Annotated in this window: 10 protein-coding genes and 1 tRNA gene; 2 read left to right on the forward strand and 9 right to left on the reverse strand. The window is 66.0% G+C overall.

Annotation, left to right across the window (positions count from 1 at the left end; all coding sequences use genetic code 11):
- Nucleotides 1-62: 62 nt before the first annotated feature.
- Nucleotides 63-147, reverse strand: a tRNA-Leu gene (locus ACIPIA_RS07070).
- A gap of 206 nt (nucleotides 148-353) precedes the next feature.
- Here ACIPIA_RS07070 and ACIPIA_RS07075 point away from each other — a divergent pair.
- A complete protein-coding gene (locus ACIPIA_RS07075; RefSeq protein ID WP_400508009.1) occupies nucleotides 354-965 on the forward strand; it encodes a YqaA family protein in 612 nt (203 codons plus the stop codon).
- A gap of 8 nt (nucleotides 966-973) precedes the next feature.
- Nucleotides 974-1504 carry a disulfide bond formation protein B gene (locus ACIPIA_RS07080; protein ID WP_400508011.1) on the forward strand — a complete coding sequence of 177 codons (531 nt, stop codon included), beginning with the start codon at nucleotides 974-976 and terminating at the stop codon, nucleotides 1502-1504.
- Between the two features lie 9 nt (nucleotides 1505-1513).
- Here the strand turns inward: ACIPIA_RS07080 and ACIPIA_RS07085 are convergent, their stop codons facing one another.
- The 8 genes from ACIPIA_RS07085 to ACIPIA_RS07120 form a co-directional block, all read right to left on the reverse strand.
- A complete protein-coding gene (locus ACIPIA_RS07085; protein WP_400508013.1) occupies nucleotides 1514-2071 on the reverse strand; it encodes an HNH endonuclease in 558 nt (185 codons plus the stop codon).
- Nucleotides 2072-2294: 223 nt separating this feature from the next.
- Nucleotides 2295-3179, reverse strand: coding sequence for a 3-hydroxybutyryl-CoA dehydrogenase (locus ACIPIA_RS07090; RefSeq protein ID WP_400508014.1), 885 nt, complete (start codon nucleotides 3177-3179; stop codon nucleotides 2295-2297).
- An 84-nt stretch (nucleotides 3180-3263) separates the two neighbouring features.
- Nucleotides 3264-4208 (reverse strand): electron transfer flavoprotein subunit alpha/FixB family protein, encoded by a 945-nt coding sequence (locus tag ACIPIA_RS07095; RefSeq protein WP_400508016.1) that lies wholly within the window; start codon nucleotides 4206-4208, stop codon nucleotides 3264-3266.
- Nucleotides 4208-4954, reverse strand: a complete 747-nt coding sequence (locus ACIPIA_RS07100) for an electron transfer flavoprotein subunit beta/FixA family protein (RefSeq protein ID WP_400508018.1) — start codon at nucleotides 4952-4954, stop codon at nucleotides 4208-4210. Before ACIPIA_RS07100 ends, ACIPIA_RS07095 begins: the two co-directional genes overlap by 1 nt.
- A gap of 165 nt (nucleotides 4955-5119) precedes the next feature.
- Nucleotides 5120-5818, reverse strand: coding sequence for a rhomboid family intramembrane serine protease (locus tag ACIPIA_RS07105; RefSeq protein WP_400508020.1), 699 nt, complete (start codon nucleotides 5816-5818; stop codon nucleotides 5120-5122).
- Nucleotides 5819-5826: 8 nt separating this feature from the next.
- Complete coding sequence (locus ACIPIA_RS07110; RefSeq protein ID WP_400508022.1) at nucleotides 5827-6408, reverse strand: cob(I)yrinic acid a,c-diamide adenosyltransferase; 582 nt, start codon at nucleotides 6406-6408, stop codon at nucleotides 5827-5829.
- A gap of 60 nt (nucleotides 6409-6468) precedes the next feature.
- Nucleotides 6469-7077: an acyloxyacyl hydrolase gene (locus ACIPIA_RS07115; protein ID WP_400508023.1), complete on the reverse strand. Its 609-nt coding sequence runs from the start codon at nucleotides 7075-7077 to the stop codon at nucleotides 6469-6471.
- A 154-nt stretch (nucleotides 7078-7231) separates the two neighbouring features.
- Nucleotides 7232-7420: a twin transmembrane helix small protein gene (locus ACIPIA_RS07120; RefSeq protein WP_400508024.1), complete on the reverse strand. Its 189-nt coding sequence runs from the start codon at nucleotides 7418-7420 to the stop codon at nucleotides 7232-7234.
- Nucleotides 7421-7488 lie beyond the last annotated feature (68 nt).

A 7488-nucleotide genomic window follows, 5' to 3' on the forward strand; every position in this document is an offset into this window, starting at 1 on the left:
GTCTGCCGGACATTGTGAGGTTTTCGGAAGGCGAAGATCGCGAAGCTTCGCGAAAGAGCCTTTGGTGCCCCTGGCCGGGATCGAACCAGCACTCCTTGCGGAACTCGATTTTGAGTCGAGCGCGTCTACCAATTCCGCCACAGGGGCCCTTGCAGGCCGGCGGACTATAGCGATCGGCCGATGCCGGTCAATCGGCGGAAAGATCGTCGCAACAGGTTTTGGCAGGCTGTGCCCTGGCTGCCGCTGGGCAAGCCCGCCAGGCCCGCGCGGGAAGGGGCAGATCGGCCCGCCAACGATGCTTCCGAAGTCGCCAGCCGTGTTGCGCCATCCGCCGGCCCGTGATCTAGAGCGCCATGCTCAAGCGCCTGTACGACTGGACCATGTCGCTCGCGGCGAGGCCGCGCGCCGAACTCTGGCTGGCGATCGTCGCCTTCGTCGAGAGTTCCTTCTTCCTGATCCCGGCCGACGTCCTGTTCGTGCCGATGGCGCTGGCGCGGCCGCAGCGGGCCTATCGCCTTGCCTTCATCGCGACGCTGTTCTCCGTGCTCGGCGGAATCGCCGGCTATGCGCTCGGCTACTATGCCTTCGAGGCGTTGGCGAAGCCGGTTCTGGAATTCTACGGCAAGCTCGGAGCGTTCGAGGCGTTGCGTGCCTGTGCCGGTCCGGACACGACGCTGATCCTGCTCACTACCTCGGGCCTGGCGCACCTGCCGCCGATCAAGGTGGTCACGATCCTGGCCGGCGCGGTCCATATCGGCCTCGCCTTCTTCGTCATTTCCTGCGTGCTGGCGCGCGGAGCGCGTTTCTTCGCACTCGCCTTCCTGCTGCGCCGCTATGGCGTCACGATCCGGCATTTCATCGAACGTCGCCTGAAAGTGATCGCGTTGGTGGGCGCAGCCCTGCTGATCCTGCTTTATTTCGGCCTCAAGCTCGTCGCAGGTTCCGGCCAGCTTCTCTCCTGCTGAGCCTTGCCATGACCGCCCATGCCACCGTCGTGCCCCGCGACTCCGACCGCCTGCTCACGCCGCCGCGCCTGATCGCGCTGATCGGAGTTGCTAGCTTCGCGCTGATCGCGGGAGCCTGGTTCTTCGAGATCGTGATCCATCTGCGGCCCTGCAAGCTGTGCCTCGAACAGCGCGTTCCGCATTATGCCGCCATCGGTCTCGCCCTGGCCGCGCTGGTGCTGGCGCGCTCGCCGCGGCTGCAATGGATTGCCCTTCTCGGGCTCGCAGGCCTGATGGCCTGGAGCACGGGGCTGGGCGTCTATCACGCAGGCGTCGAGTGGGGCTGGTTCGTCGGGCCGAACGACTGTGGCGGCGCTGCGCCGGCTGCGGCCGGTTTGCAGGATTTCATGAAGCAACTGCAGACCACCCGGATCGTCGCCTGCTCGGAAGCCGCCTGGCGCTTCCTCGGCCTGTCGCTCGCGGGCTGGAACGCGCTCGTCTCGGCGGTGCTGTTTCTGCTGGCGGTGTTCGGCCTGCTGCCCCGGCGGGCCCGGGGCTGAACCTGCGCCTCACGGTTCCAGTTCGGAATCCCAGTAGAGATAATCGAGCCAGCTTTCGTGCAGATAGTTCGGCGGGAAGAGCTTGCCGTTGCGATGGAGGTCGTTGACCGTCGGCGCATAGGGCTTCTGGGCCGGGAACATCTCGACGGAAGCCGGCATCTTGTCGCCCTTGCGCAGATTGCAGGGCGAGCACGCAGCGACGACGTTCTCCCAGGTGGTCAGGCCGCCCTTCGAGCGGGGAATGACGTGGTCGAAGGTCAATTCCTCGCGCGCATGGCAGTACTGGCAGGCGAAGCGGTCTCGCAGGAAGACGTTGAAACGGGTGAAGGCCGGGGTTCGCGACGGCTTGATGTAGCTCTTCAGCGAAACCACCGAGGGCAGCCGCATGTCGAAGCTCGGGCTGCGAACGATGGTGTCGTATTCGGAGACGATGTTGACGCGATCCATGAAGACCGCCTTGATTGCGTCCTGCCAGCTCCACAGTGACAGCGGGTAGTAGCTGAGCGGCCGGAAATCGGCGTTCAGGACAAGGGCCGGACAACTGTCCGGCGATGCCATCGGATGCATCACATGCGCCGTCAAACCCGTCGCACCTCCGCTTCGTCAAGCGGGACGAATCCCGCCCTGTGATCAATGTAAGCGCGAGACGACAGGAATGTGAAGGAACTTATTGCGACTGCGATGAACACCTTTGCGCGGGCGAGGCGTTTCCTCGTCCGCTTCAGCCAGGCGTCGGATCAGGAGGTTTTTGGGCCGGCTTCGCAGGGATGACGCGCCCGGCCGACCTTCGTCAGCGGGTCGGGACGGGCTTCTCGCCCCGATAGTCGTAGAAGCCGCGCTTGGTCTTGCGACCGAGCCAGCCGGCCTCGACGTATTTCACCAGCAACGGGCAGGGGCGGTACTTCGAATCGGCGAGCCCGTCATGGAGCACCTGCATCACCGAAAGGCAGGTGTCGAGGCCGATGAAGTCGGCGAGCTGGAGCGGGCCCATCGGATGGTTGGCGCCGAGCCGCATGGCGGTGTCGATCGCATCGACGGAGCCGACGCCCTCATAGAGCGTGTAGACGGCCTCGTTGATCATCGGCAGCAGGATGCGGTTGACGATGAAGGCAGGGAAGTCCTCGGAGACCGAGACGGTCTTGTGCAGCTTGCCGACGAGATCCTTGGCGCGCTCGAAGGTGCCGTCATCGGTCGCGATGCCGCGAATCAGCTCGACGAGCTGCATCAGCGGCACCGGGTTCATGAAATGGATGCCGATGAAGTGCTCGGGGCGATCGGTCGCGGCCGCGAGCCGGGTGATCGAGATCGAGGAGGTATTGGAGGCCAGGATGGCGTCCGGGCGCAGATGCGGGCAGACGGCCGTGAAGATCTTGCGCTTGACCTCCTCGTTCTCGGTCGCGGCCTCGATGACGAGATCGCAATCCCCGAGATCGGCAAGCGTGACGGCAGGCTCGATGCGTTGCACGGCGGCGCGGCGGTCCTCGTCGGCAAGCGCGCCCTTCGAGACCTGGCGGGCCATGTTGCCGTCGATGGTGGCGAGTGCGGCCTTGATCCGTTCCTCGGCGATATCATGCAGCTTGATGTCGAATCCGGCGACCGCCGCGACATGGGCGATGCCGTTGCCCATCTGGCCTGCCCCGATGATGCCGATCGTCTTGATCGCCTTGTCCGACATAGTTTGATCCCGGATAGTCTTTTCATGCTCCCGCGGGAGCGGAACGGGCCGCCCTGAGGCGGCCCGGGAACGTTGATCTACGCCTTACTTGCCAGCCTTGGCCAGCTCGGCATCCAGCTCCGGCAGGACGGTGAAGAGGTCTCCGACGAGGCCGTAATCGGCGATCTGGAAGATCGGCGCCTCTTCGTCCTTGTTGATCGCGACGATGACCTTGGAGTCCTTCATGCCGGCGAGATGCTGGATCGCGCCGGAGATGCCGACTGCGATGTAGAGCTCGGGCGCCACGACCTTGCCGGTCTGGCCGACCTGCCAGTCGTTCGGGGCGTAGCCCGCATCGACCGCGGCCCGCGAGGCGCCCATAGCAGCGCCCAGCTTGTCGGCGACCGGCTCGATCACCTTGCCGAAGTTCTCGGCCGAGCCGAGCGCGCGGCCGCCCGAGATGATGATCTTGGCCGAGGCGAGCTCCGGACGGTCGGATTTGGCGACCTCCTCGCCCTTGAAGGACGAGTTGCCGGGGTTCTCTGCGCCCGAGACGGCCTCGACGGAAGCCGAACCGCCTTCGCCAGCAGCGGCGAAGGAGGCGGTACGGATGGTCAGCAGCTTCTTGGCGTCGGCCGATTGCACTGTCTGGATGGCGTTACCGGCATAGACCGGGCGCTCGAACGTGTCGGCCGAGACGATCTTGCTGACGTCGGAAACCTGCATCACGTCCAGCAGGGCGGCGGCGCGCGGCAGCACGTTCTTGCCGGAGGTGGTCGAGGGCGCGACGACGGCGTCGTAGCCCGCCGCGAGCTTGACGATCAGCGCCGCCAGCGGCTCGGCCAGGCCGTGGCTGTAGGCGGCGTCATCGGCGAGCAGAACCTTCTCGACGCCGGCGAGCTTGGCCGCCGCGTCGGCCGCGCCCCTGGCGCCCTGGCCCGCGACGAGGATGTGGACGGGCGCGCCCAGCGCCTGCGCCGCGGTCAGCGCCTTGGCGGTAGCGTCCTTGATGGAGGCGTTGTCGTGTTCGGCGATCAGCAGCGTGGTCATCAGATCACCCCGGCGGTCTTGAGCTTGGAGACGAGTTCGGCGGCGTTCGCCACCTTGACGCCGGCGGAGCGGCCGGCCGGCTCCACCGTCTTCAGCACCTTGAGGCGCGGCGCGACATCGACGCCGAGCGTCTCTGCGGAGGTCTCGTCGAGGGGCTTCTTCTTGGCCTTCATGATGTTCGGCAGCGAAGCGTAGCGCGGCTCGTTGAGGCGCAGGTCCGTGGTGACGATCGCCGGGAGCTTCAGCGAGACCGTCTGCAGGCCGCCATCGACCTCGCGGGTGACGTCGACCGAATCCGCGGCCAGCTCCACCTTCGAGGCGAACGTGCCCTGGGCCCAGCCGAGGAGGGCGGCGAGCATCTGGCCGGTCTGGTTGCAATCGTCGTCGATCGCCTGCTTGCCGAGGATGACGAGGCCGGGATTCTCCTGCTCGACGACCTTCTTGAGCAGCTTGGCGACCGCGAGCGGCTCGACGATGCCGTCGACCTTCACGAGGATGCCGCGATCAGCGCCCATGGCGAGGCCGGTGCGGATCGTCTCGGCAGCCTGCGCCGGCCCGATCGAGACCACGATCACTTCGGTTGCCTTGCCTGCTTCCTTCAGGCGCAGCGCCTCTTCGACGGCGATCTCGTCGAACGGATTCATCGACATCTTCACATTGGCGAGTTCGACGCCGGAGCCGTCCGCCTTCACGCGGATCTTCACGTTGTAATCAACCACCCGCTTGACGGGCACCAAGATCTTCATCGCCAGATCACCGTTCAGAAGAGATGCGCCTCGCGCCGCACCGTCGCGGACGACGAGATCGCGGCATCGCGGCCTTCAGCTGGAATGCGGTCGGACCGTAACGACGCCGGTTTGGCCTTGTCAACGCTGTCCGGGGTCTTCACCGGGGGGCAAAAGCGCACGGCCCTACCAAGTTGCATGGCGGCGGCCAAAGAGGGCGACGCTGCGGTGAATGAACAGCGGCGTGAGCGCCGCCCCGGTCGCCAGCCCGCCGAGATGCGCCCACCAGCCGACATTGCCCTGGGTTTCGAACAGAGCCGATGCGGCCTGCAGCAGAATCCACCCGCCGAGCGCATACATCGCGGGGATGTGGATCGGGATCCAGTTGAAGGCGACGCCCCAGATCCGCACCTGCGGATACAGCATCAGATAGGACGCGATCACGCCCGAGATCGCGCCGGAGGCCCCGATCAGCGGTTGCTCCGAATCCGGATACATGCCGGCGTGGAAGATCGAGCCGCCGAGGCCACACAGGAAGAAGAAGACGAGAAAGCGGGCATGGCCCATGGCGTCCTCGACATTGTCCCCGAAGACCCAGAGGAACAGCATGTTGCCGATCAGATGCGCCAGATTGGCATGGAGCAGGACATTGCTGAACAGGGTCAGCCAGGGTGGCAGATGGGCAAGGCCGTCAGGCAATTGCGCCGTGCCGAACAGGACCGAGGGAATCAGGCCGAAGCCGGCCATGATCGCGAGGGCAGCCTCCTCCCCGGGCCAGGTCCACAGCAGGGCCTGCCCGGCGATGCAGGCGCCGATCAGCCCATAGGTGATGTAAGGGGTTCGCATGAAGCGCAGCGGCACGCCGTCATGCAGGGGAAAGAACATGGCGCGCCTCAGCGATTCTGGCCGGGCACCCACAGGACGTCGCCGCCGGCCTTCGCATTGAGGAAGCGAGAGGCGACGAAGAAGAAATCCGACAGGCGGTTGATGTATTTGAGTGCAGGGGCCGCGACGGCCTCGCCCTCGGTCGCGGCGAGCTCCGCCATCAGCCGTTCGGCGCGGCGGCTCACGGTGCGGGCCAGATGCAGATGCGTCGCGGCAGGCGTTCCGCCAGGCAGGACGAAGGAGCGCAGAGGGGCGAGACTCTCGTTCATCCCGTCGATCTCGGCCTCGAGGCGGTCGACCTGGGCCTGGACGATGCGCAGAGGCTCGAAGGCGAGCGGCTTGTCGGTTTCCGGCGTGGACAGATCGGCGCCGAGATCGAACAGGTCGTTGCTGACGCGGCCGAGCATGGCATCGACCTCGGCATCCTCGGTCGCAGCATGCAGGCGCGCCAGGCCGACGCAGGCATTGGTCTCGTCGACCGTGCCGTAGGCGGCGACCCGCAGGTCGAATTTCGGACGGCGCGGGCCGGCCGTCAGCCCGGTGGAGCCATCATCGCCGGTGCGGGTGTAGATGCGATTCAGCTTGACCATGGCTTGCTTATAGCGCGGCGTGGTCGCGACGGAAGCGCGGTTTTCCGCGCAGCGCGGTCGCTAGAAAGTATAGCCGAGCCGGGCGCCGAAATTGGCGGGGCCACGCGGCGAGGAGCCAATCCGATCGCCACAGCCTGTCGTGCTGAAGTGCTCGAGCGTGGTGACGAGGCTCCAGCGGTCGGACAGGCGCACGCCAAGCGCAGCCGCTCCGCGCGCACCGGTGTTGCAGCCGAGGTTGAGGCGGTTTTCAGGTACGACCAGACCGGTCTTGCCGTCGTTCACGGCGGCGCCGAGGCTTGCCTCGACGAAGACTTCGCGCGTGACGTCGAAAGTCCAGGTCGCGCCGGCATAGGCATAGCGCGTGCCGTTGAGATTGAGGCTGGTGCCGAGGTTGAAGCGCGGGATGAAGGCGGCGGCGATGCGATCCTGCAAGGGGATCAGCCGTGGCGAAAGCACCTCGGCTCCGATGTTCGCAAGCCCGCTTTCGCGCCCGCCGGGATTGGCGATGCCGGCGCCGATGCGCGTTTCCCAGGCCGGGGCGGGGGCTTCGGTCGCGGGGGCGTAGCTGGAGACATTGCCGGACAGCGAGCGTGTCTGCGCCTCGGCGGAGCACACAACGAGGCAGGAGGCCAGGAAACCGGCAAGAGGCAGCAACGCGACGCGGACCATGGGCTTTCGGCGATGAGGGGGCGAACCGGCGTTAGTGAAGCGCACACACTCGTGTCCGGAATGTGGCGAAGCGGGCCCGCGGCCGATTTCGTTCACACCTTTACGATCTTCAAATGTCAATGATTACAGTCTATTGCGCAAATCGTCGCGGGTCTCAGCCGTTTCGCCACCAGAGCACGGCGACGATCAGGATGATCGCGATGAACTGCAGCACCACCCGCAGGCGCATCAGCCGCTGCGAGGTGTTGGCGCTGCCGCCGCGCAACATGTTGACGAGGCCGAGCAGCAGAACGATGGCGACCGCGCCGACCGCGACGGAGACGAGCGTGTTGGAAAACGTCATGGGATCAGCCTGTAGAATGTCGGCGCGGCCTTGGCCAGCGGCGTAAGGTCGCGAGACCTTCCAGGACG

It is taken from the genome of Allobosea sp. CER48, assembly GCF_044752385.1.
GTDB lineage: Bacteria > Pseudomonadota > Alphaproteobacteria > Rhizobiales > Beijerinckiaceae > Allobosea.

Coding starts and splice junctions, on each gene's coding strand:
- ACIPIA_RS07075 (WP_400508009.1), top strand. CDS start 354: ATGCTCAAGCGCCTGTACGACTGGACCATGTCGCTCGCGGCGAGGCCG.
- ACIPIA_RS07080 (WP_400508011.1), top strand. CDS start 974: ATGACCGCCCATGCCACCGTCGTGCCCCGCGACTCCGACCGCCTGCTC.
- ACIPIA_RS07085 (WP_400508013.1), bottom strand. CDS start 2,071: ATGCATCCGATGGCATCGCCGGACAGTTGTCCGGCCCTTGTCCTGAAC.
- ACIPIA_RS07090 (WP_400508014.1), bottom strand. CDS start 3,179: ATGTCGGACAAGGCGATCAAGACGATCGGCATCATCGGGGCAGGCCAG.
- ACIPIA_RS07095 (WP_400508016.1), bottom strand. CDS start 4,208: ATGACCACGCTGCTGATCGCCGAACACGACAACGCCTCCATCAAGGAC.
- ACIPIA_RS07100 (WP_400508018.1), bottom strand. CDS start 4,954: ATGAAGATCTTGGTGCCCGTCAAGCGGGTGGTTGATTACAACGTGAAG.
- ACIPIA_RS07105 (WP_400508020.1), bottom strand. CDS start 5,818: ATGTTCTTTCCCCTGCATGACGGCGTGCCGCTGCGCTTCATGCGAACC.
- ACIPIA_RS07110 (WP_400508022.1), bottom strand. CDS start 6,408: ATGGTCAAGCTGAATCGCATCTACACCCGCACCGGCGATGATGGCTCC.
- ACIPIA_RS07115 (WP_400508023.1), bottom strand. CDS start 7,077: ATGGTCCGCGTCGCGTTGCTGCCTCTTGCCGGTTTCCTGGCCTCCTGC.
- ACIPIA_RS07120 (WP_400508024.1), bottom strand. CDS start 7,420: ATGACGTTTTCCAACACGCTCGTCTCCGTCGCGGTCGGCGCGGTCGCC.